Origin of the sequence: Streptomyces ficellus (assembly GCF_009739905.1) — a bacterium.
Classification (GTDB): domain Bacteria; phylum Actinomycetota; class Actinomycetes; order Streptomycetales; family Streptomycetaceae; genus Streptomyces; species Streptomyces ficellus_A.
Map to the genome: position 1 here is coordinate 2,376,699 of NZ_CP034279.1, position 23,835 is coordinate 2,400,533.

Genomic DNA, 23,835 nt, shown 5'->3' on the forward strand with positions numbered 1-23,835 from the left:
TTCGCTCGAGCAGGGGGGACCCCCATCGCCCTGCGGGACGACTGCCCACAACGGGGTGGGTTGGGAGCCCAGCGAGGTGAGCCCACAACGGGGGGTGGGAGCCGCCCTGCGGGGCGATTGCCCACAACGAGCGGAGCGGGTGCCGGGCGTCAGGAGGCGCGTTTGCGGGGCTGGGCCTTCTTCGTGGTGGACTTCTTGGCCGTCGTCTTCTTCGCCGTCTTCGCCGTGGACTTGCGCGCCGGGGCCGCCTTCTTCTCCGTGGAGGCCGTCTTCGCCGTGGACTTCTTCGTGCCGCTCTCCTTGGGGCGGGCGGCGGCCTTCTTGCGGCCGGGCAGTTCGTGCACGGACGCGTCCGGCTCGCCTTCGCCTCGCGCCTCGCGAGCCGCCCGTACGCTGCTCTCCAGCGCGGCCATCAGGTCGATGACCTGGCCTCCCGGCCGTTCCTCCTTGGGCGCGGGGACCTCGGCGCCCTCCGCCTTGGCGGCGATCATCTCCTCCACCGCCGCGCGGTAGTCGTCGTGGAGCGTTTCGATGTCGACCTCGCCGAGCGTGTCCATCAGGGCGTCCGCCAGGTCGAGTTCGGCGTCGCGGACGGTCACCGAGGTGTCCGGGGCGACGCCCTCGGGGCGGCGGATCTCGTCCGGCCACAGCAGGCCGTGCATGGCGATGACGTCGTCGACGACCCGCAGCATCCCGAGCCGCTCGCGCCCGCGCAGGGCGAACTTGGCGATCGCGACGCGCTCGCTGCGCTTGAGCGCCTCCCGCAGCAGTGTGTAGGGCTTGGCGGCCGGCACCCCGTTCGCGGACAGGTAGTAGGCGGCGTCGATCTGGAGCGGGTCGATCTGGGACGCGGGGACGAAGGCGACGATCTCGATCGTCTTGGCCGTCGGCAGCGGCAGCGAGGCGAGGTCCTCGTCGGTGATCGGGATCATGGTCCCGTCGGCCTCCTCGTACGCCTTGCCGATCTGGTCCGCCGACACCTCCTCGCCGTCCAGCTCGCACACCTTGCGGTAGCGGATCCGGCCGCCGTCCTCCGTGTGGACCTGCCGGAACGAGATGGACCGGTTCTCGGTCGCGTTCACCAGCTTGATGGGGATGCTGACCAGACCGAATGAGATGGCGCCATTCCAGATGGATCGCACGATTCATCCCTTTCGTCCCGATTCGTGGGATTCTCATCGTATGACGCCGATCACGGAGGTGGAGGGGCGGCGCCTGGCGCTCAGCAACCTGGAGAAGGTCATCCACCCCGCCACCGGGACGACCAAGGGCGAGATCCTGCACTACTACGCCACCGTCGCACCGCAGCTGCTCCCGCATCTCCGGGGGCGCCCGCTGTCCTTCCTGCGGTACCCCGACGGGCCGGACGGCCAGCAGTTCTTCGCCAAGAACCCGCCGCCCGGCACACCCTCCTGGGTGAAAACCGCCCTGGTCCCCCGGTCGGACGACAAGAACGCCCACCAGGTGATCGTCGAGGACCTGCCCTCCCTGATGTGGGCGGCGAACCTGGTCGTGGAGTTCCACACCCCCCAGTGGCTCGCCGATACCCCCGCGGTCGCCGACCGGCTCGTCCTGGATCTCGACCCCGGCGCGCCCGCCACGGTGGTGGACTGCTGCCGGGTCGCGCTCTGGCTGCGGGAGCGCCTCGGGGCGGATGGTCTGGAGGCGTACGCCAAGACGTCCGGTGCCAAGGGCATGCACCTGTACGTGCCGCTCGTACCGGCCCCCTCGGAGCGGGTCCAGGCGTACGCCAAACAGCTCGCCGTCGAGGCGGAGGAGGACCTCCCGGCGCTGGTCGTGCACCGGATGGCCAAGACGCTGCGCCCCGGCAAGGTGTTCGTCGACCACAGCCAGAACAACGCCGCCAAGACCACCGCCGCGCCCTACACGCTGCGCGCCCGCCGCGAGCCGGCCGTCTCCGCGCCGGTGACCTGGGAGGAGGTCGAGGCGTGCGGCGACCCCTCGCGGCTGGTCTTCCTGCTCGCGGACATGGCGCCGCGCCTGCGGGACCACGGGGACCTGCTGGCACCGCTGCTGGACCCGGACCGGGCGGGACCGCTGCCGTGATGCCGCGGCCGCCGGTGAAGGTCGCACTCGCGCGGACGGTGGGCGCGCTGCCGCGCGAGCCGGGGCTGGCGTACGAGCCGAAGTTCGACGGCCACCGCATGGTGGTCTTCCGCGGCGGCGACGGGGTGGTCCTCCAGGCCCGCTCGGGGCGGATCGTCACCGCCGCCTTCCCCGACCTGGCCGCGGCCGCGCACGCGTTGCCGGAGGGCACGGTGCTGGACGGCGAGGTGGTCGTCTGGCGGGAGGGGCGGACCGACTTCGCCGCCGTGCAGGGCCGGGCCGCCGCCACCCCCGGCCGGGCACCCGGGCTCGCGCGGCGGCTGCCCGCCTCGTACGCCGCCTTCGACGTGCTCGCGGCGGACGGCACCGACCTGCGTCCCCGGACCTACGCGGTACGCCGCGAACGGCTGGTCGCGCTGCTGGCGGACCTCGGCCCGCCGATCCAGCCCGTCCCCATGACGACCGACCCCGAGCTGGCCGCCACCTGGTACGAGACGCTGCCCTCGATCGGGGTGGAGGGGCTGGTCGTCAAGCGCCTGGACCAGCCCTACAAGGCCGGCACGCGCGCGTGGCGCAAGCTGCGGCACACCGACACCCGGGACGCGGTGGTGGTCGGGTTCACCGGGACGCAGGCGCGGCCCGCCTCCCTGGTGCTGGTCCTCCCCGACGACGACACCCCCGTCGTCTCCAGCCCCCTGCCGCCCGCCCTGCGCGCCCGCGCCGGCACCGCGCTCTCCGCGCTGACCGCCGGCGGGGCGGGCACGGCCATGGCGGTCGGCCTCGGCGAGGTGCCCTACCGTTCCGTACCGCCGGAGCTGAGGGCGGAGGTGGCGACGGGCACCACCCGGCACACCGTCACCACGGTGCTGCGACTGAAGGACCCGGCCTGACGGCGGGACCGATTTCAGGCCACCCGCCACGTCCGGCGGTCCCGCGCCGTCGCGTACAGGGATTCCACGTCCGCCGGTTTCAGTACACCACCGAGCCTCGCGAGGGACGGGATCTCGCCGTCCCGCAGCACGTGTACGCCGTCGAGGCCCGGCGCCACCTCCAGGCGCCCCGGGCCGTCCACCGCGAGGACCGGCCGCACCGCCGTGGCCAGGGCATGTGCGGCCCGTTCGGCGTCCCGGCGCACCGCGCGCACCCGCGGTCGCGGCTCCGCACGGCCGACCGCGACCGCCGGGCCGGCGATCCGCACCCGGCGGCCCCGGGCCGCCACCGTGCCCACCGCGAACACGCCGGGCGGGCCGATCGCCAGGTGGTCGATGAGGGCGGAGCCCGGCAGAGGCACGCAGTGCAGGACCCGCCAGCCGGCCCCGCCGAGCCCGTCCAGCGCGTCACCGATCCGCTGCCGGGCGGCGAGTTCCGCGGGCCTCGGGTCCCGGCGCCCGAAGGTCCGGTGGCGGCCCGGCCCCTCGCCCCCGCACACCGTGTGCAGGGTCTCGCCGGGGCGGTTGGGGGCCAGGTCGTCGTCGGGGTGGAGGGCGAGACGCGCCAGGTCGGAGGCGGTGGGCACGGGCGGCGGGCCGACCGTGACCCGGCCGCTGACGAAGGGCGCGAGCGCCGCCAGCACCTCCGCCTCGTACGCGGCGGACAGCAGGCTGACCCGGCCGGTGTCGCGGTCGTACCACGCCACGCCCCGGCCGTCCGGCAGGCTCACCCAGAGCCGGTCGCGGCCGCCCGGCCCCGCCGTCGTGACACGCAGTGCGGTCATCCCCATCACCCCCACGCCCATGGGAACAGGCGTGCCTCACGGGGGCAAGGGACGGGCGGGGCACGGCCCGGGAACGGCGGCGGAGGGTGTCCGATTGCCGGGGCACGGCACCCGGTGGTGTGGTGCACTATTGCCCCCAAGTGCAGTGTTCGCGGGGAGGGACGGCATGTTCACGGGGATCGACGAGGTCGACTGGGCCTCGCTGGGTCATGCCTACGGTCCGGCTGACGACGTGCCCGAGCTGCTGCGCGGGCTCGCGTCCCCCGACCCGGTGGAGCGCGAGGTCGCGCTCGACGGCATGTACGGCACGGTGCACCACCAGGGCGATGTGTACGACTCGACGCTCGCCTGCATTCCCTTCCTGCTGGAGCTGGTGGCCACCCCCGAGGTCCAGGACCGCGGGTGCGTCGTCGAGTTGCTGACCAGCATCGGCGGCATCGACCTCGGCGGGGACGACGAGCTGGACGAACTCGACCCCGAGGACGAGGAGTTCGAGGACGCGGCGAACTACGCCATGGCGGCCGCGGCCGTCGCGGCGGGCGCCGACGTGTTCCTCGCGCTCGTCGGCGACGACGACCGGGAGGTACGGCTGGCCGCCCCCGGCGCCCTCGCCTCGCTCCACGGCGACCCGGCGCGGGTGCTGGTGCTGCTGCGGGAGCGGCTGACCGTGGAGACCGACACCGAGGTGCGGCTCGCGCTGGTGGAGGCCGTCGGCCGGATCGCCCTGCGGTACGAGTCGCTCCGGGACGAGACCGCCGACTGGCTCGGCTGGCTGACGGGCGCCGCGCAGGACCCGGCGCTGCGCCTCGCGGCCCTCGCCCAGCTCGCGCGGTGCGCCCCCGCGCGGCTCCCCGGTGACGTGGTCGCGACGGTGACCGAGCTGCTGGCCCGGGTGCGGGAGGCACCGGGGCGGGGCGAGGGGCCGGGCCGGGGCGAGTGGCCCGCACCGGGCGGCCGTCCGCTGCCGGGCGGTGCGGGGGGTGGAGGTGCGGGGGGCGGAGGTCCGGTGCACTCGGCCGGCCTGGACGAGCTCTGCGCCCTCACCGACTTCGCCGATCTGGGCGGTCTCGTCGGCCTCCCCGGTTTCCCCGGCCCCAGCGACGTCGCCGATCTGGCCGACCTTGCCGCCTTCGGCGGCCTGCCCGACGTCTCCGGCCTCGCCGACCCGGCCGAGCCGGCCGAGTACCGGCCGGGGGCGCCCACCCTGGTGGGCCGGCTGCGCGAACCGCGCGAGGAGCAGCGCGCCGGACGCGGCTCGGCGTGGGCCGACGACCTGCTCCGGACCCTGCACGGCGCACTCGACGACCGCGTCGAGGACCGGATCGCGCTGGTCACCGCCCAGCTGCGCAGCCCCGACCGGGGCCAGCGGGCGGACGCGGTGTGGATGTGCGGCGGGCTGGTGCGGACGTGGCGGGGGGCGTACGACGAGGTGGTGCGGCTCGTCGGGGCGCAGGTCGACGACCCCGACCCGCGGTTGCGGGAGGCCGCCGTGACGTGGCTGGAGACCCTGTTCGAGGTGGCCCGCCCGGCGGCGGACGCGCTGGCGGCCAGGGTGGCGGCCGAGTCGGCCCGCGCGGACCTCTGGGCGCCGGAGCGGGCGGCCGGCGGGTACGGGCCGGACGGCCGGTACGGAACGGGCGGCACGTACGGGACGGACGGCGGGCCGGTGGTGGGCAGTGCCCTGCTGGCTCTCACCCGTACCGGTGACGCGCGGGCGGTACCGGCGCTGGCCCGGGCGCTGGAGCGGCCCGGACTGGACGGGCGGCTCGCCCGCGCCATCACGCACCTGGGCGCGGCCGGCGCCCCGCTGGTGCCCGCGCTGCGGCACCGGCTCGGCCGGCTGCCGCTGGACGAGACGCTCGCGGAGGAGGCCGGGCCGCTGCTGCTGGCGCTGGCGCACCTGGGCGCGGCGGAGGCGCTGCCGGAGGTGCTGCGCGTCCTGCGCGGGGCGCCCTCGTTCCGCCGGGAGTGGGTGGTGGAGTCGTCGCTGCGGGCGCTGACCGCGTTCGGTCCCGCTGCGGCCGGGGCGGCGGGCGACCTGCGGGACCTGCTGGACGACCGCTCGGTGGCGGTGGTGACGTCGGCGGCGCGTGCGCTGGGGGCGGTGGAGGGGGACACGGCGGCCGTGCTGCCGCGGCTGCGCGCCCTGCTGCTGGCGCCGGACGCGACGCACCGCCGGGAGGCGGCCTGGGCGGTGGGCGCGCTGGGGCGGGCGGCCGGGGCGGCGGTTCCGGAGCTGCGGGCGTGCCTCGCGGCGCCCGGGGTGTGGCTGCGGGTCGACGCGGCCGTGGCGCTCACCCGGGTGACCGGGGAGGCCGGCGAGGCCCTGCCGGTGCTGGTGGGAGCCTGGAAGGAGAACCGTCACACCCGGGTGCGGATCGCCGAGTGCCTCGCGGAGCTGGGGCGGCTGCCGGCGGACGCGGCGCCGCTGCTGCGGGCGGAGCTGGCGCGGGCGCGGCGGCACAACGGGTCGGAGGGCACCTCGGGCGATCACGACGTCCACCAGGACGAGAGGCTGCTGGCGCTGTGCCGGCGGGCGACGGGCCACTCCGGAGAGGAGACCGCCGGATGATCATCTTCGGGACGAAGGGGTACCTGCGGCAGCTGGCGGTGCTGACGCTGGTGTGCGGCCGGTGCGGCAACTCCGCCGCGCACGCCCTGCGGAGGAGGACCACGAAGTTCACGCTGTTCTTCGTGCCGCTGTTCCCGGTGTCCAGGTCGTACCTGACGCAGTGCACGTTCTGCGGTGCGGAGGAACGGATTTCGCGGGAGCGGGCCGACGCCCTGCTGCCGGGCGGCTCGCGGGTGTCGTGACGGCCGGCGGGGCCCGTGGGGACGGGCCGGGTCGACAAAAAGGACTTCCGTACGAATAAGGTTTACGGGAAGACCGACCGACCCCGCCGCCCCCGGGCGCCGCGCCCGTCAGGAGCCCCGTGAGTCCGCACCGCCCGGCCGTGTACGCGGCGCTGCTGCTGCCCGGCACGGCGGTGGCCGCCCTGCTGGGGTCGGCGCTGCTGTCCGGGTGCGACGACGCGGGCGGGCTCGAGAGCGCGGGCCCCACCCCGACGGCCGTGGGCCCGGTGCGGCTGTGGCCCGACATGCCCCCGGTGACCGCGCCGCCGTACGACTACGGCGAGAGCGACAGTGCCCAGGTGCCGGGCGTCAGGGTTCCCGGCGGTGACGTCCACCGGGTCGACCCGGTCGCCGTCGTCCAGGCCGAGGTCGCGGCGCACCCCGAGGAGTACAGCGGCCCGGACGGGATGTACGCGGAGACGGCGACGGCGATCCGGGAGTGCGCGCGCTCGCCGCGGCGGTGCCCGGTGATGGCGCCGTACTACCGGGACCTCACCGGCGACGGCGAGGACGAGCTGATCGTCGGCATCCGCATGCCGGAGCAGCAGACCGGGCTGCGGGTGTACATGCCGGAGAAGGGCGGCCTGACCCGGATCATGTCCACCGTCGACCAGGTCGTGGGCGTCCAGCTCGCGGGCCGGGACCTGGTCGTGCGCGTGGTCTCGGCGGGCATCCCGGGGTACGAGTACCGGACCGCTTGGTCGTGGGACGGCCGGCAGCGGACGCTGCTGCCGACGCGCGACGAGATCGTCCGGGTGAAGCCGGCGCCGCCGGAGCCGTCCCCGTCGCCCCCGTCCGCGTCACCTTCCCCGTCCCCGTCGCCGTCGGGCGGTGCCTGATGCGGCGCCTGCGGCCGCCGGCCTGGATGGCCACGCTGACCTGGAAGGCCGGGGTCTTCATCACGGTGATGTGCTGTGCGCTGGCCGCGCTCCTGGGCGCGCTGGTGCACGTGTCGGTGACCCGTCAGACCGTGGACACGGCGCGTGAGAAGGCGCTCGACCGGCTGGAGGAGGTCACGCGCGCGTACGAGGCGGGCGAGCCGCTGCCGCGGTACGCGGGCGTCGACCCGGACGGCATCCCGTCCGGCCTGCGCGCCCTGGCGGTCCGGGGCGAGCGCGGCACGGTGGTGGCCGACGACCCGGAGGGCCGGCCCACCATCTGGGCGGCCGGGCCCGCCGACGGCCGGGCGCTCGCGGTGCGGGTGGACTACTCGTTGAGCGCGAGCACCATCAGCGGGCTGGACAAGGCGATCCTGGGCTCCTCGGTCCTGGCGATCGGCGCGACGCTGCTGGTCGGCTCCTTCGCGGTGACCCGCGTGACCCGGCGGCTGCACCTGACGGCGCAGGTGGCGCGGCGGATCAGCGCGGGCGATCTGGACGCCCGCGTCAACGACCCCCGGACCAGGGACCCGGCGCACCCTGAGGACGAGGTGGCGACGGTCTCGGGCGCGCTGGACACCATGGCGTCCACGCTCCAGGGCAAGCTGCTGAGCGAGCAGCGCTTCACGGCGGACGTGGCGCACGAGCTGCGCACTCCGCTGACGGGGCTGTCCGCGGCGGCCGAGCTGCTGCCGGCGGGCCGGCCCGCGGAGCTGGTGCGGGACCGGGTGAAGGCGATGCGGGCGCTGACGGAGGACCTGCTGGAGATCTCCCGGCTGGACACCCGCACCGAGACGGTCGACCTGGACGTCCACGAGCTGGGCCCGCTGGCCGAGCGGGTGGTGCGGGCGTCGGGCACCGCGACGGAGGTGCGGATCGTCCGGGACGCGCGCGTGGAGACCGACAGGCGGCGCCTGGAGCGGGTGCTGGGCAATCTGGTCGCCAACGCCCACAAGCACGGCCGCCCGCCGGTCGCCCTGACGGTGGACGGCCCGGCGGTGACGGTCCGCGACCACGGGCCGGGGTATCCGGAGTACCTCCTGGAGCACGGGCCGCAGCGGTTCCGGACGGAGAGCGGCAGCAAGGGCCATGGGCTGGGGCTGACGATCGCGGCGGGCCAGGCGTCGGTGATCGGTGCGGAGCTCCTCTTCCGCAACGCCCCCGAAGGCGGCGCGGAAGCCCGCCTGACGCTCCCGGCGGCACCGCCCGGCTGACGGAAGGGGCACGGCCCGGTCCGGCGGACCGCCAACCGTGTCATGTCCGACATGACGGATAACCGTTGCTACGTTGCGGACCATGACCGCAAAGCGCCGAGGCGTGGAACTGACCCTCCTCGTCGGCGCCGTCCTCATCTCCGTGCTCGGCTACGTCGACGTCGGCCTCGCCCGGAGCGGCGCCGTACCGCCGGACGCCGCCGCGTACGGGGCGGGGCTCGGGCTGCTGGCGCTCCTCGCGCACCTCGCCGTACGGTTCCGCGCCCCCTACGCCGATCCCCTGCTGCTGCCCATCGCGGTCCTCCTCAACGGACTCGGGCTGGTCCTCATCTACCGCCTCGACCTGGAGACCCCCGACGACCACGCAGCGCCCACCCAGCTCGTGTGGTCCACGCTCGGCGTGGCGTTCTTCATCGCGGTGGTCGTGCTGCTGCGCGACCACCGGACCCTGCAGGGGTACGCGTACGTGTCGGTCGCCGCCGCGCTGCTGTTGCTGCTGGTGCCGATCTTCTTCCCGGCGGTCAACGGCGCGAAGATCTGGATCAGGATCGGCGGGTTCTCCTTCCAGCCCGGCGAGTTCGCCAAGATCCTGCTGGCCGTCTTCTTCGCCGCGTACCTCGCGGCCAACCGCCACGCCCTCGCGTACAGTGGCCGGCGCGTGTGGGGCGTGCAGTTGCCGACCGGGCGCGTCCTCGGGCCGATCGTCGCGATCTGGCTGGTCAGCGTGGGCGTCCTCGTCCTGGAGCGGGACCTCGGCACCTCGCTGCTGTTCTTCGGGCTGTTCGTGATCCTGCTGTACGTGGCCACCGGCCGCACCGGCTGGGTCGCCGTCGGGCTGCTGCTCGCCTCGGCCGGGGCGTTCGTGGTCGGCGGGCTGGAGCCGCACGTCCACGGCCGGGTGGAGGACTGGCTGCACCCGTTCGCCTCCATCGAGGCGGGCCGGGGCCCAGGTCAGCTCGCCCAGTCGCTGTTCGCGTTCGCCGCCGGCGGGATGCTCGGCACGGGGCTGGGGCTGGGCGAGTCGGTGCTGATCGGGTTCGCCGCGAAGTCCGACTTCATCCTGGCCACCGCGGGCGAGGAGCTGGGGCTGGCCGGGCTGACGGCCGTCTTCCTGCTGTACGCGCTGCTGGTGGCGCGGGGGTTCGGGACGGGGCTCGCGCTGCGCGACCCGTTCGGCCGGCTGCTGGCCACCGGGCTCTCCTCGATCCCGGCCCTCCAGGTGTTCGTCATCACGGGCGGGGTGATGGGCCTGATCCCGCTGACCGGCATGGCCATGCCGTTCCTGGCGCAGGGCGGTTCGTCGGTGGTCACCAACTGGATCATCGTCGCCCTGCTGATCCGCCTCAGCGACTCCGCCCGCGCGCCCGAGCCGCGGGGCGCCCCGCCCGGCGCCGTCCTTCCCGTGGTGGAGGAGGTGCGGTGATCCGCTGCATCCGGCACGCCGCTGCGCTGTGTCTGCTCCTGCTCGCCGCGCTGCTGGTCAACGCCGTCCGCGTGCAGGTCTTCCAGGCGCCGGAGCTGGACCGCAACCCGGCCAACCGGCGCGTGGTCATGGCCCGTTACGCCGACCCTCGCGGCGACATCGTCGTGGACGGCGTCCCGGTCACCGGGTCGAAGGACACGCGCCAGCCGCTGCGGCACGAGCGGACGTACACCGACGGCCCCCTGTACGCGCCGGTGACCGGGCTCGCCTCGCAGACGTACGGCACCACCCTGCTGGAGAACGCCGAGGACCCGGTCCTGTCGGGTACGAGTCCCATGCTGGCGCCCTTCCCGTTCGTCCACGACCTCGGCCGCACCCGGCCGGCCGGCGGAAACGTCGTCACCACCGTCCGCGAGCCGCTGCAACGCCTCGCGTACGAGGGGCTGGCCGGCCGGCGCGGCGCGGTCGCCGCCGTCGAGCCGTCCAGCGGGCGCATCCTCGCGCTGGTCAGCAGCCCGTCGTACGATCCGGGTCTGCTGTCCGGCACCGGCCGTGAGGTGGCCGCGGCGTGGGCCCGGCTGAACGCGGCGCCGGACCAGCCGATGCTCAACCGGGCCCTGCGGCAGACCTATCCGCCCGGCTCCACGTTCAAGATCGTGACCGCGGCCGCGGCGCTGGACGCGGGCGTCGTGACGGACGTGGACGCTCCGACGGACGCGCCCGAGCCGTATCTGCTGCCCGGGACGCGGACGGTGCTCCCCAACGAGGCGAAGGGGTGCGGCAACGCCTCGCTGGCGTACGCGATCCGCTGGTCGTGCAACACCGTGATGGCCCATCTCGGGGTGAGGGTGGGGGCGGCGGGGATGCTCGACGCGGTGGCGCGGTTCGGCTTCAACGACGCCTCGCTGCGCGTCCCGTCGGCGGTCGCGAGGTCCAACTTCGACACCGAGATGACCCTGGACCGGCTCGCGCTCTCCGCGATCGGGCAGTACGACACCACGGCGACCCCGCTCCAGATGGCGCTGGTGGCCGCCGCGGTCGCCAACGGCGGCGAGATCGCCCAGCCGCACCTGGTGGACCGGACGACGACGGCGGACGGCGACACCGTCGCGCAGCACGTGCGCCGTACGTACCGGCAGGCGATGCTGCCGCCGACCGCACTGCGGCTGCAACAGCTGATGGTGTCCGTGGTCGACGGCGGGTCGGGCAGCAACGCGGCGATCGAGGGGGCACGGGTCGGCGGCAAGACCGGCACGGCGCAGCACGGGGTGGGGAACACCGGCACGCCGTACGCGTGGTTCATCGGCTGGGCGCAGGGACCGGGCACGGGCCGGCCCGCGGTGGCGGTGGCGGTGGTCGTGGAGGACGCGTCGGCCAACCGGGAGGACGTCAGCGGCGGTGGCAGCGCGGCGCCGATCGCCCGGTCGGTGATGGAGGCGGCGCTGCGCGAGGAGGAGCGGCGCGACGCCGAGCGGCTCGGCGCGCACCGGCGCGCGGTGGCGCCGCCGGTGCGGTGACCGGGGCTCAGCCGATCGGCGTGCGCATCTCGTTGCGGACCTTCAGGGTCAGCTCGGCGGCCTTCGCCAGGTCGGGTGCCGCGCCCTGCTGCCCGGCGGACAGCGCGTCGACGACGCCGACCGAGAGCGTGATGTTCTCGTCGCCCACGGCGCACATCGGGAAGCTCACCGCGCTGTCGGTGTCGGTGAGCACCTGGCACTCCACCGTGACGTCCGAGCCGGCCGGGGTGACGTCCTTCGGCGGGGTCTCGACCTTGGCGCTCTTCGCGGTGCCCGCGCCGTCGAGCATCGCCCGCCGCTGCTGGTCCGGCTTCTTGATCTGGCCGTAGAGCCCGGAGACGACCAGCACCTTGACCTGGCCGTCCTTCTCGGCGGTGTACTGGGCCACGGCGGCGCCCTCGGTGCGGACGAGGGGGCTGTGGGTGGTGTCCAGGATCTTCTTGCCCTCGGTGCCCGACATGTCCTGGGCGAGCTTGTACTCGCCGTCCACGAGCAGCTGGGGGACGACGAGTTTGTGCGTGGCCGCCGGGAAGGGGCTGTCGTCGCCGTCGAGGAGCATCGTGACGCCGTAGCCGAGGCAGCCGAGGAGGACGAGCGACCCGGCGACGAGCCCGGCGACCAGGCCGGTGCGCTTCCTGCGGGGCGGCGGCGCGCCGTACGGGCCGGGCACGGGTCCGGCGCCGTAGGGGCCGGGTCCGGGGTACTGCTGCGGGAAGCCGGGCTGGGCGCCGCCCCCGTACGGGCCGGGCTGGGCGCCGTAGGGGCCGGGCTGGGGGCCGCCGCCGTAGGGACCGGGGTGGGCGCCGTACGGACCGGTCGGCTGCTGGGGCGGAGGCGGCATGGTCATGCCCGTCAGGCTACGTCACGGGCCCGCGAGCACGGTCACGAGCCGCCCTCGGTGATCGCCTCCGTCACCTCGGCGACCCGCTCGGCCTCCTCGGTGGCGAAGCGTTCGCGGTCGAGCTGTTCGGCGATCTCCTCGTCCTGGGTCATCAGCAGGTCGAGGCTGGAGTCGCCCAGGTCGAAGACGCCCATGTCGACGTACGCCCTCTGGAGCCGCTCGCCCCACAGGCCGATGTCCTTGACGCAGGGGACGATCCGGCTGAAGAGCAGCTTGCGGAAGAGGCGGAGGAACTCGGACTCCTCCGAGAACTCGGCCGCCTCCTTCTTCGAGATGCCGAAGTTCTCCAGCACCTCCACCCCGCGCAGCCGGTCGCGCATGAGGTAGCAGCCCTCGATGACGAACTCCTCGCGCTCGCGCAGTTCGGCGTCGGTGAGCTGCTTGTAGTAGTCGCGCAGCGCCATGCGGCCGAAGGCGACGTGCCGGGCCTCGTCCTGCATGACGTAGGCGAGTATCTGCTTGGGCAGCGGCTTGTCGGTGGTGTCCCGGATCATGCCGAACGCGGCGAGGGCGAGGCCCTCGATGAGGACCTGCATGCCGAGGTAGGGCATGTCCCAGCGGGAGTCGCGGAGGGTGTCGCCGAGCAGGCCCTGGAGGTTGTCGTTGATCGGGTAGAGCATCCCGATCTTCTCGTGCAGGAAGCGGCCGTATATCTCGGCGTGCCGGGCCTCGTCCATGGTCTGGGTGGCGGAGTAGAACTTGGCGTCCATGTCGGGGACGGACTCGACGATCCGGGCGGCGCAGATCATCGCGCCCTGTTCGCCGTGGAGGAACTGGCTGAACTGCCAGGAGGCGTAGTGCCTGCGCAGCTCGCCCTTGTCCTTCTCGGTCATCTTCGCCCAGTGGCGCGTCCCGTACAGGGTCAGCGCCTCGTCCGGGGTGCCGAGGGGGTCGTACGGGTCGACCTCCAGGTCCCAGTCGATGCGCCGGGCGCCGTCCCACTGCTTGTCCTTGCCCTTCTGGTAGAGGGCGAGCAGCCGGTCGCGGCCGTCGTCGTAGTCCCAGCTGAAGCGGGCCGAGCCGGTGGCCGGGACCTGCCAGACCGGTTCTCCCGGATCCTTGGTGTAGAGGTCGTGCGTCGACACGGACGGCTCCTTCGCCTGTGCGCTGACGGGTAGTTGGCAGGCTCACACGTTGGTAGACGCCGGGTCAACAAGTCGGGCACAGGGGATTGACGCTCTTGCTGACAGGCAGTCTCATAAGGGATGACCCCCAGTAACGCCAACTGCGCGAGGTGCCCAGAACATGACGACCGTGCCCGAACGCGACCTGCGTCTGCTCCGCGACGCGCTCGGCCCGCTGCGGGACCGCGAACAGGTCGCCGAGCGTCTGCTCGAGTCCAGCGCCAAGCACTCCTTCGACCCCGACAAGGAGCTCGACTGGGACGCGCCGCTGGAGGACGGCAAGTGGTTCTGGCCGCCGGAGCTGGTCTCCCTCTACGACACCCCGCTGTGGCGCCGGATGTCCGAGGAGCAGCGGATGGACCTGGCCCGCCACGAGGCCGCGTCCCTCGCCTCGCTCGGCATATGGTTCGAGATCATCCTGATGCAGCTCCTGGTCCGCCACATCTACGACAAGTCGGCCACCAGCCAGCACGTGCGGTACGCGCTCACCGAGATCGCGGACGAGTGCCGCCACTCCATGATGTTCGCCAGGATGATCCAGAAGGGCGGGGCACCGGCGTACCGGGTGCCTCGCGTCTACCACAACATGGCGCGCGTGCTGAAGACCGTGTCCACCACCCCCGGTTCGTTCGCCTCGACGCTGCTCGGCGAGGAGATCCTCGACTGGATGCAGCGCCTCACCTTCCCCGACGAGCGCGTCCAGACCCTGGTGCGCGGCGTGACCCGCATCCACGTGGTGGAGGAGGCCCGCCACGTGCGGTACGCCCGCGAGGAGCTGCGCCGCCAGATGGTCACCGCCCCGCGCTGGGAGCGGGAGCTCACCCGGGTCAGCTGCGGCGAGGCCGCCCGGGTCTTCTCCGTCTGCTTCGTCAACCCCCAGGTGTACGAGAACGTCGGCCTCGACCGGCGCCAGGCGGTCGCCCAGGTCAAGGCGAGCGGCCACCGCCGCGAGGTCATGCAGTCCGGCGCCCGGCGGCTGACGGAGTTCCTCGACGACGTCGGCCTGCTCCAGGGCCTCGGGGGCAGGCTGTGGCGGGCTTCCGGCCTCCTCGCCTGAAGCCCGCCACCACCGGGCACGGGGCGGAGTTACGCTGCGGGCATGACCAGTGCCGCCACGCCCGCACCCGCGTACCGACGGCTCAGCGTCGAGGAGCGCCGCACCCAGCTCCTCGGCGTCGCCCTCTCGCTCTTCGCGCACCGGGCGCCGGACGAGGTCTCCCTCGACGACGTCGCCGAGGCGGCCGGCGTCTCGCGCCCGCTCGTGTACCGCTACTTCCCGGGCGGCAAGCAGGAGTTGTACGAGGCGGCCCTGCGGTCCGCCGCCGACGTGCTGGAACTGTGCTTCGCGGAACCGGCCGTGGGCCCGCCGACCGAGCGGCTCACCCGCGTCCTCGACCGGTACCTCGCCTTCGTCGACGGGCACGACGCCGGGTTCAGCGCCCTGCTCCAGGGCGGCAGCGTCGCCGAGACGTCCCGGACCTCCGCGATCGTCGACGAGGTGCGGCGCGCCGCCGCCGAGCAGGTCCTGCTGCACCTGGGCGTACCGGACCCGGGGCCGCGGCTGCGGATGATGGTGCGCACCTGGATCGCCGCGGTCGAGGCGGCGTCCCTCATCTGGCTGGACGAGGACAAGCAGCCGCCCGCGGCGGACCTGCGCGCCTGGCTGGTGGACCATCTGATCGCCCTGCTGACGGCGACCGCCTCGACCGACGAGCAGACCGCCGGGGCGGTGGCGGTGCTGCTGGCGCAGGAGACCGCGGAGGGCCCGGTGGGCACCCTGGCACGCCGGGTGCTGCCCGTGGTGGGCGACGGCGCGCACCTGCTGTGACACTGGCTGCGTGAGAAGCGAGAACACCCCTTTCCACGGCGGCCCCCTGGACGGCCGGGCCCTGCCCGTGCTGACCGGCATGACCGGTCACCCGCCCAAGTGGTACACCGTGCCGGTCCCGGACGGCGACGGCGGCCCGGCGACCGTCCACACCTACCGCCGCGTCCCGGCCGGCTACAGCAGGCGGCTGGGGCTCCAGCGCGGCTGGAAGTACGAGTACGCGCCCGAGGGCCGCGAGCGGCGCGAGCTGAAGTGGCCCTGGTCACGGAAGTCGTAGGATCACGGGCATTCGCGCCGCCGTGCCGCCAGAGGGGGAGCTTCCGCATGGACCCGTCGTCGCCGCTCCAGCCGATCGCACCCCTGGGGGACGGTGACCCGCGCCGCTGCGGGGCGTACACCGTGCTCGCCCGGCTGGCCGGGTCGGCGAGCGCGGTGCGGTATCTGGGCCGGGACGGTGACGGGACGCCGGTGCTGCTCACCGTCGCCCCGGCCGCGCTGGCGGAACTGGCCGCGTTCCGCCGCCGGTTCGCCACCGAGGCGCGCACGGCGGAGCGGCTCGCCGGGGGCCGGGTGCCCGAGATGCTCGCCGCGGCCCTCGACCGCCCGCCGCTGTGGACGGCCACCCCCTACGTGCCCGCGCTCACCCTCGGCGAAGCGGTCGCCCTCGCCGGGCCGTTGCTCGCGCGGACCGTACGGGTGCTGGGCGCGGGGCTGGCCGAGACGCTGTCGCGGGCCCACACGACCGGCACGGTCCTCCACGGCCTCGCCCCCGGGACGGTGCTGCTGGCGGCCGACGGGCCCCGGCTGACCGCGTTCGGCCCGCTGGGCGCCGCCGAGTCCGCCAGTGCCGGCCCGGCCGGCCGGCTGTCGGTACGGCTCGGCTACCTCACCCCCGAGCAGGTCGCCGGGCACGAGCCCGGTCCGCCGTCGGACGTCTTCGTGCTGGGGCTGCTGCTGGCGTACGCCGCGACCGGCACCCCTCCGCTGGCGGACGCGGCCGCCATCGCGGACGCCGAACCCGTCCTCGGCGCCGTCCCGCGGGAGCTGCGCCCCCTGATCGCCCGGTGCCTCGCCAAGTCCCCGGAGGACCGCCCCACGGCCGGCGAGGCCGCGGCGGCCCTGGCCCCGGAGGACGCCTCGCCCCCCGCCCCCGACGGCTGGCTCCCGGACCCGCTGCGCGCGGCACTGGACGACCGGGCCGGGCAGGTGGCGGCGCTGCTGGAAACCGGTTCCGCCGGACAGGACCCGCGGGCGGACCTCGACGGGCGGACCGTGCGGGTGGGGCGGCAGGGGCGGAGGGACGCCGGGACCACCGAACCGGCCGTGGCCCGGCCGCGCGAGGCGGCCGACGTGCGCGGGGTGCTGCTCCCGCCCGCCCCGCCGGTGCGGGCGCAGGCGGCACCGGCGCCCGCCCTGCCGGTGCCGTTCCCGTCGCCGCCGGCGCCCGCTCCGCCTCGCGGTGCCGGAACCTCCCGGCGCGGGCTGTTCACGGGGCTGGCCGCCGGGGTGACCGGCGCCGTCCTCGGAGGCGGGGGCGTCCTCGCGTTCGCCCCCGGTGGCGGCGAGGAGCGGCGTACCGACGCCAAGCCCGCCGCCCGGCCGCGTCCCGCCGTCGCCGGGGTGCCGCCGCGGCCCCGCTGGGCGTACGAGCACCCGGCGGGCGCCGGGACCACGCTGAACGCCGCGGTGTGGCGGGACCGGACGCTGGTCCTCACCTCCGACGCCCACACCACGGCCGTCGACCTGGCCACCGGACGGCGCCTGTGGCAGCGCGCCGAGGCGGCGTCCGCGCACCCCGCCGTGGCCGTCGGGAACGGCCCGCTGCTGGTCGTCGGCGCCGACGGGTTCCGGCTCCTGTCGCCGGAGGACGGCACCGTGCGCGGGCGGGTGACGCCGACCGGCGGGTTGCGTCCGGCGGCGGTCGCCGGGCAGTCCGGCACGGTGGTCTGGTTCACCGGGACCGCCGCGAGCCGCACGTACCTCGTCGCGTACGACGTCGCCCGGTCCGAGGAGCTGTGGCGGATCCAGGTGCCCAACGGGCGGCCCCCGTTCCCCGCCGCCTACGAGGTGCTCGCGCTGCGGCCGGACGCCCTCGTCGTGCGACAGGACCCGCGCTCGCTGACGGCCGCTCAGGTCAAGGCCGCGAAGGGGCTCGCCCTCTTCTCCTCGCACGACCGGGCGACCGGCGCCCGCCAGTGGTTCCGGCCGTTCGGCGGGGCGGTGCCGGGCGGTGCGGTGGCGGGTGACGGGTCGGGGCGGCTGTACGCGGCGGTGGCGGGCGGCCTGCAGGCCTTCGACACGCGGACGCGTCGCCCGCTGTGGCGGCTGGCGGGTGGCTCCGGCTTCGGCCGCGCCCAGGTGCGGGGCGGCACGCTGTACGTCGCCGACCGCTCCCAGACGGTGTACGCGGTCGACGCGGCGACCGGCAGGGCGCGCTGGCGACGCGTGACGGAGGCAGCGGCGGGCGGGGACCTGCCGGACGTCACGGTCGGCGGAAACGGCCGCACCCTGCTCGCGGCGGACGGTGCGCAGGTCACCGCGTTCGCGGCGGGCGACGGGCGGCGGCTGTGGAAGTTCCAGGACGCCGGGGTGCGGGAGCCGGGCGGCCGGGAGACACCGGCGGGGTACGGCGTGCTGGCCGCCGGGGCGGCCGGTGTGGTGGTGCGCCGGGACCGGACGTTCTACGGGCTGCCGGTGGAGTAGCCAGGACGGGTGACCGCGGGGGCCCGATCCGCCCCCTCACGCAGTTAATGCGCTAGTCATATCAACCTCCGCTCCATAGTGGGAGCGGAGGTGATGACATGTCAGGAAGACTGCGGCGTTCGGTACGCGCCGCCGCCGTGATCGCGCTGCTGGCCACGCTGCCCGCCGCCCCCGCGACCGCCGCGCCCGAGCCGCCCGCCGACGAGCCGGCGGCCCCCGGTCCGGCCGACCTCGAGCCGGCCGCGCCCGAGCTCGCCGCCCCCGAGTCCGCCGCCCCCGAGTCCGCCCTCCAGTCCGCGTCCGGGTCCGCGGTCCCGGCCGGCGTACCGGAGCTGCTGGCCCGGCTGCGGACGCTGTACCAGCAGGCGGAGGAGGCGACCGAGACGTACAACGCCACCGAGGAGGCGCTGAAAACCCTCACCGCCGAGACGAAGGAGCTCACCGGCTCCCTGACCCGGACCCGCGACTCCCTCGCCCGCGCCCGCGCCGAGGCCGGCCGGCTGGCCCGGGCCGAGTACCAGGGCCGGAGCGACTTCTCCTCCCCCCTGCGCCTGCTGCTCGCCCGCGACCCCGACCACGCCCTGGACCAGCACCTGCTGCTCCGGCGCGCCACCCGCGAACAGGCGGCGCTGGTGACCCGGCTGGAGAAGGGCGAGAAGCGGGCGGACGAGCTGGCGACGGCGTCCCGCCGGGCCCTGGACCGGGAACAGACCCTCGCCGAGCAGCGGAAGGAGGCGCGCGACGCCGTCACCGCCCGGCTGAAGGAGGTGGAGGAGACCCTCGCCGCGCTGTCGGACGACGAGGTGGAGGAGCTGACCGCCCTGGAGGAGACGGAGACGGCCGACGCCCAGCGCGCACTCCTGGAGACCGGCGAGCTCGAAGGCGCCCGCACACCTTCCGGCCTGGGCGAGGACGCCCTCGCGTACGCCGCCGACCAGATCGGCAAACCGTACGTCTGGGGCGCCGAGGGCCCGGAGTCGTTCGACTGCTCGGGGCTCACCTCCCGGGCCTGGGAGAAGGCCGGCCGCGCCATCCCCCGCACCAGCCAGGAGCAGTGGCGCACCCTGCCGAAGGTGCCGCTGCGCTCCCTGCGCCCCGGCGACCTCGTCGTCTACTTCCCCCGGGCCACCCATGTGGCGATCTACCTCGGCGACGGCAAGGTGATCCAGGCCCCGCGCCCCGGCGCCCGCGTCAAGGTCTCCCCCATCGCCGCCAACCCGCTCCTCGGCGCGGTCCGCCCCGACCCGGCGGCCCGGCCGCTGCGCTCCTACACCCCGCCGGAGCTCCCCGCCGGCGCGGCGGGCGGCTCGGACGAGGGGAACGACGAGGGCTGATGGCCTGCGGTCCCTACCGCTGCCGGGCGAGCGCCCGCCCCAGGAGGCGGGCGCCGTCGGGGAACGCGCCGGGGTTGGGGCCGGAGTAGTTGAGACGGAGGTACGCCCCGGTCGGCTCGGCGGGGAACCACTCCGTACCGGCGGCGACGACCACGCCGGCCGCCTCGCAGTCCGCGACGAGCCGCCCCAGGTCGGTGGCGTCCGGCAGCCGGACCCAGAGGTTGAGCCCGCCCGGGGGCACCGCCTCGACCCGGGCGTCGGGGACGTGCTCCTGGAGCGCGCCGACGAGCAGGTCCCGCCGGGCGGCCAACTGGTGGCGCAGGCCCCGCAGATGGGTGCGCCAGGCGGGCTGGGTGACGACGTCGAGCGCGACGGTCTGGAGCAGACCGCTGACGTACATCGACTCGGCCTGCGCGTCGGCGAGGATGCGTTCGCGGGCCGGCCCGCGCGCGGTGATCGCGGCGATCCGGACGGCCGGCGAGACGCTCTTGGTGAGGGACCGCAAGTGGATGACGTGCCCGCTGTCGTCCCGGGTGGCGAGCGGGACCGGCTCCGCGTCGATGCCGAAGTCGTGCGCCCAGTCGTCCTCGATCAGGTACGCGCCGTGGCCGCGGACGGTGTCCAGGACCCGGTCCGCCAGCTCGGGCGACCACCGGGCGCCGGTGGGGTTGGCGAAGTTCGGCTGGGCGTAGAAGGCGCGGGCCCCGGTCTGGCGGAACGCGCGGGCCAGCTCGTCGGGGTCCGGGCCGTCGGGTCCGCTGGGGACGGGGACGACCCGTACGCCGGTCCGGGCGGCCGCCAGGATCGCGCCCCAGTAGGTCGGCGACTCCACCAGCAGCGGCCGGCCCGCGCCGACGACGGCCCGGAAAGTGGTGGTGAGCCCGCTCTGGCTGCCGGGGAGGACGACGACGTCGCTCGGCGCCGGAGGGGCGGTCCCGGCGGGTGTCACCGTGCCGAGTTCGGTGGCGAACCAGGCCTGGAGCTCGGGCAGTCCCGCGGCCGGCGGGCGGTTCACGGCGGCGTCGCCGCGGGCGGCGCGGGTGAACGCGGCCCGGACCAGGCGCTCGGGCAGCAGTTCCCGGTCCGGGTAGCCGGCGTGCAGCGCGATCACGTCGTTGGGGAAGGTCCGCAGAGCGGTGGACAGTTGCGGACCGCGGTGCGGGGGCGCCCCGAGGGCCGCGGTCTGCCACCCGTAGTCGTTGGGGCGCGCCACGCGGACCGCCCGGACGAAGGTCCCCACACCGGGCCGGCTCTCCACCGCGCCGCGCGCCGCGAGGGTCCGCAGCGCCTTCTGCACGGTGACCGGGCTGGCCCCGTACCGGGTGACCAGGGTGCGGGTGGACGGCAGCTTGGCGCCCGGTGCGGCGCTCGCGATCCAGGCGTCGAGGTCGGCGACGATCCTCGCACTGCTATCGTTGTTCATGAACGACAACAGTAGCGCTACTCTGCTTGAGCCACAGGTGCTATCCCCGGCCCGTACCGGTCTCGGCTGGGGCCTCCTCGGGGTGGCGGCCTTCTCCCTCACCGTCCCCCTCACCCGTGTCGCGGTCGGTGGCGGCGGGCTGTCCCCGCTGTTCGTCGGCTCCGGCCGGGCGGTGATCGCCGCGCTCCTCGCCGCCGTCGCGCTGGCCGTCACGAGGCAGCGGCCGCCCCGTGGCGCGCAGTGGGCCCGGCTCGCGGTCGTCGCCGGCGGCGTGGTCGCCGGCTTCCCCCTCCTGACCTCGTTCGCCCTGACCACCGCGTCGGCCGGGCACAGCGCCGTGGTCATCGCGCTCCTGCCGGCCGCGACCGCGGTCATCGCCGTCCTGCGCACCCGCGAACGGCCCCCGGCCCGCTTCTGGCTCATGGCCGCCGCCGGCGCCCTCGCCGCGATCGGGTTCGCCTCGCTGCGGGGCGGCGGGTCCGGCGGCCTCCACTGGTCCGACCTGCTCCTGATCGTCGCGGTCCTCGCGGCCGGCGTCGGGTACGCGGAAGGCGGCCTCCTCTCCCGGGAGCTCGGCGCCTGGCAGACCATCTCCTGGGCGCTCGTGCTCTCCGCGCCCCTGATGGTCGCCCTCACCGCCTACTCGGCCGCCCAGCACCCCCCGGCCGGCACCCCCGGCGCCTGGGCCGCCTTCGCCTACCTCGGGGTGATCAGCATGTTCCTCGGCTTCTTCGCCTGGTACCGCGGCCTCGCCATCGGCCCGATGGCCCAGGTCAGCCAGATACAGCTCGTCCAGCCGGTGATGACCATCTCCTGGGCGGCCCTCCTCCTGCACGAGGACGTCACCTGGTCCACCGTGCTCGGCGGCCTCACCGTCATCGCCTCCGCCGCCCTCGCGGTCCGCACCCGCCTCAACCGGGCGCCGGGCACCGCCTGACACCGCCTGCCACACTCCGGCCATGAACGGGGCGAGCGGGACGACGGACTGGGCACTGCTCCCCGCGACGCCGCAGGACGTCGAGGCCCTCGCGGAGCTGCGGGCCACCGTGATGCGCCCGGACCTGGAACGCCTCGGACGCTACGACGCGCACCGGGTGCGCCAGCGCCTGCGGGACACCTTCTCCCCCCGGCACACCTCCCTCGTCCGGACGGTCCGCGAACTCGTCCTGCGTGGCAGCCCCGCCCGTCGGCTCTACGAGCCGCCACGGCTTCACCCTCGAGTCCGAGGACCCCGTCGACGTGTACCTGGTGCGCCCGGCGGGGCGAGTAAAAGAGGGTCCGGGCAGCCCGGTGGAAGCGCCCGCACTTGCTAGCGAGCGAAGGTCAGGGGCCCGATGACCCGCTCAGGGTGGTGCACCCACACCCGCTCCCCGTGCGGCCCCACCGACAGCCCCAAGTCCTCAGCCGGCGGGGAGCCGAGAGCGGCGTACTCCCCGTACACGCGCTCCACCTCCTGCCAAAGGTCGCGGGTCCCGTACTCGTACGCCTCCCCGCCCGTGCTGGCGGTGGCGGCGCTCCCGTGGCGGTCCTGCAACCACACCTGCACTCCCGTCTCCTGCTCGGCGTGCACCATACGCACCCCGGGCAGACGCGCACCGGCGTACAACGCGAACCCGAGTGTCAGCAGCTGGTACGGGTCGACGCTCGTCCGGATAGACCGAGCCGACGCCCTGTCGACGGGCGCGGGGGCCGGCGGCCGGTGGGAGCGCATGGGCATGTACGACGCCTCGCCCCGGAACCGGCCCGATGCGGTGCCCTGCCCGCCACTCGTGAGCTGAACGACAGCTCCGCTCCAGAAGTCCCGGTCCATCGGTGCCACGAGGACACCACCCGCGCCGAGTTGCCGTACCAATGGGTACGGGATGTGCCGCAGCGCGCATGTGGAGATGACACGGTCGAAAGGGGCCTGGTCCGGCCAGCCCTCTGCACCGTCCCCGCAGGCCAGGTTCGGCCGGTACCCGGCCGCGCGGAGTACGGCGACGGCGTGATGGGCAAGGCCGGCATCGATCTCGATGCTGTGCACGAGTGCGTCCCCCAGCCGCCGTGACAGAAGCGCGGCGACGTACCCGGACGCGGTGCCGATCTCCAGCACTCGCTGACCGTCTTCGACGAGCAACAGCCGCAGCATGCGGGCAACCATCGACGGTTGCGAGTTGCTCGACGTGGCGATGCCCGCTTCGTCCGGTTTCCCGTCGTCGACCTGGAGGACGACCGGCTCGTCCGAGTGGATGAGCGCGAGCCGCTCCGCCTCGGTGGTAACCGGCTCGCAGGTGAGGAGGCCCTGTCGCCATACCTGGCGGGGAATGAAGGGCTCCCGGGGAACGGCGTGCCACACGGCTCGCCAGGTCTCATCGAGCAGACCCCGTCCGTAGAGGTGCTCCACGAGCGCGGCGTGCCCCCGCCCATCCCTTGGGTCGGTCGCCACATCAGCTCCCGTCGCACTGCTTGCTGGGACCGAATCCGTCGGGGGACGGCGGTGCGGGCGGTGGCGCCCACGGTTTGTCGGACGGCTCCCCGCCGTGCTTGCCTCCGTCGGCCGTCATGCTGTTCATCTGTGCCTCCTTGAGGTGTGCCCGGCGCTTGCTCTGGTACCAGGCCAGTGCAGACAAGTTGTCGTCCAGCGGCGCGGCCAGACCGGGCGCGTGTGTGGGGCAAGCCAGGACGTCCATCCCGCCCCTCACCGCCACCACGCGCAGTCGCTCGCCCGACCCGCACAGGGCGCACTGCCGGGTCACCTCGGCGACACCAAGTTCCCGCTCCTCGCGGATCACTCGCCGGGTGCCGTCCTGGGCCACGCGGTACACCTTGATCGTCATCATGAGTCGCTCCCCTATCACTCCCGCGGGAGCATTCCGG

Annotated in this window: 21 protein-coding genes and 1 pseudogene; 15 read left to right on the forward strand and 7 right to left on the reverse strand. The window is 74.8% G+C overall.

Going from position 1 to position 23,835, the window contains the following annotated elements; all coding sequences use genetic code 11:
• Positions 1-149: 149 nt before the first annotated feature.
• Entirely contained in the window at positions 150-1,142 is a 993-nt protein-coding gene (gene ku, locus EIZ62_RS10080; RefSeq protein ID WP_156692367.1) for a non-homologous end joining protein Ku, read from the reverse strand.
• Positions 1,143-1,182: 40 nt separating this feature from the next.
• Between ku and ligD the strand changes: the two genes are divergently transcribed.
• On the forward strand, positions 1,183-2,067 hold the full coding sequence (ligD, locus tag EIZ62_RS10085; protein ID WP_156692368.1) for a non-homologous end-joining DNA ligase: 885 nt from the start codon (positions 1,183-1,185) through the stop codon (positions 2,065-2,067).
• Positions 2,068-2,081: 14 nt separating this feature from the next.
• Positions 2,082-2,957 (forward strand): ATP-dependent DNA ligase, encoded by an 876-nt coding sequence (locus tag EIZ62_RS10090; protein ID WP_156696315.1) that lies wholly within the window; start codon positions 2,082-2,084, stop codon positions 2,955-2,957.
• Between the two features lie 14 nt (positions 2,958-2,971).
• On the opposite strand, the gene EIZ62_RS10095 is transcribed toward EIZ62_RS10090, so the two are convergent.
• Positions 2,972-3,781 carry a nuclease-related domain-containing protein gene (locus EIZ62_RS10095; RefSeq protein WP_156692369.1) on the reverse strand — a complete coding sequence of 270 codons (810 nt, stop codon included), beginning with the start codon at positions 3,779-3,781 and terminating at the stop codon, positions 2,972-2,974.
• Between the two features lie 166 nt (positions 3,782-3,947).
• On the opposite strand from EIZ62_RS10095, the gene EIZ62_RS10100 reads away from it, so the two are divergent.
• From EIZ62_RS10100 to EIZ62_RS10125, 6 genes are all read left to right on the forward strand, one after another.
• Complete coding sequence (locus tag EIZ62_RS10100; protein WP_156692370.1) at positions 3,948-6,353, forward strand: PBS lyase; 2,406 nt, start codon at positions 3,948-3,950, stop codon at positions 6,351-6,353.
• Positions 6,350-6,595 carry a zinc-ribbon domain-containing protein gene (locus EIZ62_RS10105; RefSeq protein WP_156692371.1) on the forward strand — a complete coding sequence of 82 codons (246 nt, stop codon included), beginning with the start codon at positions 6,350-6,352 and terminating at the stop codon, positions 6,593-6,595. The genes EIZ62_RS10100 and EIZ62_RS10105 overlap by 4 nt, the downstream gene beginning before the upstream one ends.
• Before the next feature lie 119 nt (positions 6,596-6,714).
• A complete protein-coding gene (locus EIZ62_RS10110) occupies positions 6,715-7,473 on the forward strand; it encodes a hypothetical protein (protein WP_341873937.1) in 759 nt (252 codons plus the stop codon).
• Positions 7,473-8,726 carry an ATP-binding protein gene (locus EIZ62_RS10115; protein ID WP_156692372.1) on the forward strand — a complete coding sequence of 418 codons (1,254 nt, stop codon included), beginning with the start codon at positions 7,473-7,475 and terminating at the stop codon, positions 8,724-8,726. Before EIZ62_RS10110 ends, EIZ62_RS10115 begins: the two co-directional genes overlap by 1 nt.
• 82 nt (positions 8,727-8,808) lie before the next feature.
• Positions 8,809-10,149: an FtsW/RodA/SpoVE family cell cycle protein gene (locus tag EIZ62_RS10120; protein ID WP_156692373.1), complete on the forward strand. Its 1,341-nt coding sequence runs from the start codon at positions 8,809-8,811 to the stop codon at positions 10,147-10,149.
• Positions 10,146-11,666, forward strand: coding sequence for a penicillin-binding transpeptidase domain-containing protein (locus EIZ62_RS10125; protein WP_156692374.1), 1,521 nt, complete (start codon positions 10,146-10,148; stop codon positions 11,664-11,666). The genes EIZ62_RS10120 and EIZ62_RS10125 overlap by 4 nt, the downstream gene beginning before the upstream one ends.
• 7 nt (positions 11,667-11,673) lie before the next feature.
• On the opposite strand, the gene EIZ62_RS10130 is transcribed toward EIZ62_RS10125, so the two are convergent.
• Positions 11,674-12,513, reverse strand: coding sequence for a hypothetical protein (locus EIZ62_RS10130; RefSeq protein ID WP_156692375.1), 840 nt, complete (start codon positions 12,511-12,513; stop codon positions 11,674-11,676).
• 35 nt (positions 12,514-12,548) lie between these two features.
• Entirely contained in the window at positions 12,549-13,652 is a 1,104-nt protein-coding gene (locus EIZ62_RS10135) for a ferritin-like domain-containing protein (RefSeq protein ID WP_156692376.1), read from the reverse strand.
• Positions 13,653-13,812: 160 nt separating this feature from the next.
• On the opposite strand from EIZ62_RS10135, the gene EIZ62_RS10140 reads away from it, so the two are divergent.
• From EIZ62_RS10140 to EIZ62_RS10160, 5 genes are all read left to right on the forward strand, one after another.
• Complete coding sequence (locus EIZ62_RS10140) at positions 13,813-14,748, forward strand: AurF N-oxygenase family protein (protein WP_156692377.1); 936 nt, start codon at positions 13,813-13,815, stop codon at positions 14,746-14,748.
• Between the two features lie 42 nt (positions 14,749-14,790).
• Entirely contained in the window at positions 14,791-15,519 is a 729-nt protein-coding gene (locus EIZ62_RS10145; RefSeq protein WP_156692378.1) for a TetR/AcrR family transcriptional regulator, read from the forward strand.
• 10 nt (positions 15,520-15,529) lie between these two features.
• The gene (locus EIZ62_RS10150) at positions 15,530-15,796 is read left to right on the forward strand and encodes a hypothetical protein (RefSeq protein ID WP_156692379.1); all 267 of its coding nucleotides are present in this window, start codon (positions 15,530-15,532) and stop codon (positions 15,794-15,796) included.
• Between the two features lie 47 nt (positions 15,797-15,843).
• Entirely contained in the window at positions 15,844-18,222 is a 2,379-nt protein-coding gene (locus tag EIZ62_RS10155) for an outer membrane protein assembly factor BamB family protein (protein WP_156692380.1), read from the forward strand.
• 98 nt (positions 18,223-18,320) lie between these two features.
• Entirely contained in the window at positions 18,321-19,556 is a 1,236-nt protein-coding gene (locus EIZ62_RS10160) for a C40 family peptidase (protein ID WP_156692381.1), read from the forward strand.
• Positions 19,557-19,569: 13 nt separating this feature from the next.
• Here the strand turns inward: EIZ62_RS10160 and EIZ62_RS10165 are convergent, their stop codons facing one another.
• The gene (locus EIZ62_RS10165) at positions 19,570-20,979 is read right to left on the reverse strand and encodes an aminotransferase-like domain-containing protein (protein WP_156692382.1); all 1,410 of its coding nucleotides are present in this window, start codon (positions 20,977-20,979) and stop codon (positions 19,570-19,572) included.
• A gap of 37 nt (positions 20,980-21,016) precedes the next feature.
• On the opposite strand from EIZ62_RS10165, the gene EIZ62_RS10170 reads away from it, so the two are divergent.
• Positions 21,017-21,916, forward strand: coding sequence for a DMT family transporter (locus tag EIZ62_RS10170; RefSeq protein WP_244375600.1), 900 nt, complete (start codon positions 21,017-21,019; stop codon positions 21,914-21,916).
• Positions 21,917-21,938: 22 nt separating this feature from the next.
• Positions 21,939-22,317: pseudogene (locus tag EIZ62_RS32405) on the forward strand (hypothetical protein).
• Here the strand turns inward: EIZ62_RS32405 and EIZ62_RS10175 are convergent.
• Both EIZ62_RS10175 and EIZ62_RS10180 read right to left on the reverse strand, forming a co-directional pair.
• Positions 22,289-23,404: a protein-L-isoaspartate O-methyltransferase family protein gene (locus EIZ62_RS10175; protein ID WP_244375602.1), complete on the reverse strand. Its 1,116-nt coding sequence runs from the start codon at positions 23,402-23,404 to the stop codon at positions 22,289-22,291. The pseudogene EIZ62_RS32405 and the gene EIZ62_RS10175 sit on opposite strands and share 29 nt — an antisense overlap.
• Before the next feature lies 1 nt (position 23,405).
• A complete protein-coding gene (locus tag EIZ62_RS10180) occupies positions 23,406-23,798 on the reverse strand; it encodes a hypothetical protein (RefSeq protein ID WP_156692384.1) in 393 nt (130 codons plus the stop codon).
• Positions 23,799-23,835: the final 37 nt, after the last annotated feature.